This window comes from Agromyces binzhouensis (assembly GCF_004135055.1).
Classification (GTDB): Bacteria; Actinomycetota; Actinomycetes; order Actinomycetales; family Microbacteriaceae; genus Agromyces; species Agromyces binzhouensis.
This window is the reverse complement of sequence record NZ_SDPL01000533.1, coordinates 1-1714: the sequence shown is the minus strand read 5'-3', so window position 1 is coordinate 1714 and position 1714 is coordinate 1. Positions and strand designations below refer to the sequence as shown.

General features: G+C 74.1%; 2 protein-coding genes. Both read right to left on the bottom strand.

The annotated features are described in order from the left end of the window. Positions 1-616 (bottom strand): DUF4129 domain-containing protein (locus tag ESO86_RS16460; protein WP_165308171.1); only part of this gene is annotated, 616 nt, incomplete at its 3' end. After that, positions 607-1714: DUF7847 domain-containing protein (locus tag ESO86_RS19345; RefSeq protein ID WP_207207196.1), on the bottom strand; the 1108-nt coding region annotated here is incomplete at its 5' end. The genes ESO86_RS16460 and ESO86_RS19345, both read right to left, overlap by 10 nt.

Genomic DNA, 1714 nt, shown 5'->3' with positions numbered 1-1714 from the left:
CGAGTTCGGCATCGAGTGCGGCGACCTCGGCGTAGGCGCCGGCGTCGCCGGTGCGGCCGAGGTAGCGCACGCCGTCGAACGCGTCGGCGGCGTGCTCGAGTGCCCGACCGTACGCGGGGAAGGGCGAGGCCGCCGCGCGGGCCATCCCGTGGGCCGTCGTCCCGGGGTGCACGCGCACGAGCTCGCGCTCGACGAGGGAGCGCATGAGTGCACGGAAGCGCTCCTCGATGGCGAGCGCCCACCGGCCGGATGCCGCGGCCCGCTCGGCGGCGGCGCGGAGCGTCGTGGCATCGCGCAGGTCGTCGTCGTCGAACAGTGCGATCCCGACGGGCGTGCGTCGCCGGAGTCGCGGGAGGCCGAACACGAGGAGGCCGAGCCCCACGAGCCCGGCGACGACGAGCACCGCGATGAGCGCGAGCGTCGGCACCGGCAGCCCCGACGCACCGCTGAAGAGGCTCGCGATCCAGTCGCGCACCGCCTGCGCCGCGAGGTCGAAGAGGGTCGGCTCGGCCGCGCGGTAGACCGGATCGGCGAGCTCGTCGACCACCCAGCGGCGCGCCTCCGGCGCGTCGGGGTCGAGCGGCGGCTCGAGCCGCGCGAGCGCGGTCAGGACCACGTCGGGGTCGGTTCGCCCGTCGGGACCGGTGCGAACGGATCCGTCACGGGCCGGCCCGCCTCCCTCGCCTCCACGTGCCGCTCGAGTTCGAGGTCGAGCCCCTCGGAGCGCATTCGGAGGTCGATGTAGATCACGGCGATCAGCGCGGCCTGGACGACCGCCACGATCGCGCCGACGAGGATCGAGAGGACGGTGCCGATCACGGTCGAGGCGATGGTCACCGCGTCGTAGGTGGCGCCCGCCGTGGGGTCGAGGATGACGGCGAGGATCGTGCCGCCGAGCATCGGCACCTGGACGACGGTCTGCGCGATCGTCGAGACGATGAGCCCGACGAGGAGGATCAGGCCGAACGTCCGCCAGAAGTGCCCCGTGGTGAGCTGCCACGACCGTCGCACGGCCTGCGCGATGCCCGCGCGCTCGAGCACGATCACGCTCGGCACGAGCGCGAGCTTCGTCCCCAGCCACGCGGCGAGCACGACGAGCCCGAGGACGAGCAGGATGAGGACCAGCACCACGCCGACGATCGCCAGCGGGTCGGGTGCGATCAGGGCCGTCATCACGACGATCGTGGCGAACAGGGCGAAGACCCCGAGCACGATGACGCTCACGAGCAGGGTCCAGCCGATCAGGGGGCCGATCCGAGCCGCGGCGCGCCGCCACAGCGCCCCGAACCCGAGCCGTTCGCCGAGCGTGCCGCTCGCGACCTCGACGACCATGACGCCCTGCAGGAACGCTCCGGCCACCACGCCGACGGCGACCGGGACGAGCGTCAGCAGGATGAGCCATCCGATCGTTCCGGCCATGATCGCGTCGAGGTCGGCGGCGCTGGCGGACTCGATGCGCCCGATGGCGAGGACGAGGAACGGCACGAAGACCGCGGCGGTCGCGACGACGGAGGCCAGTTGGACGACGAGCCCCGTGCCGAACACCGGTGCGGGATTCCGGCGGAGGGTCCGGAACGGCGCCCAGAGCAGCGTGCCGAAGCCCATGGGCCGGAGCGGCAGCAGGCCGGGCTTGGGCGGCGGGGTCCACCCGCCGGTCGGAGCGCCGTACCCGGCTGGCGTCGGAGGGCCGTACCCGGGCGCCGGCGGCGGCTCG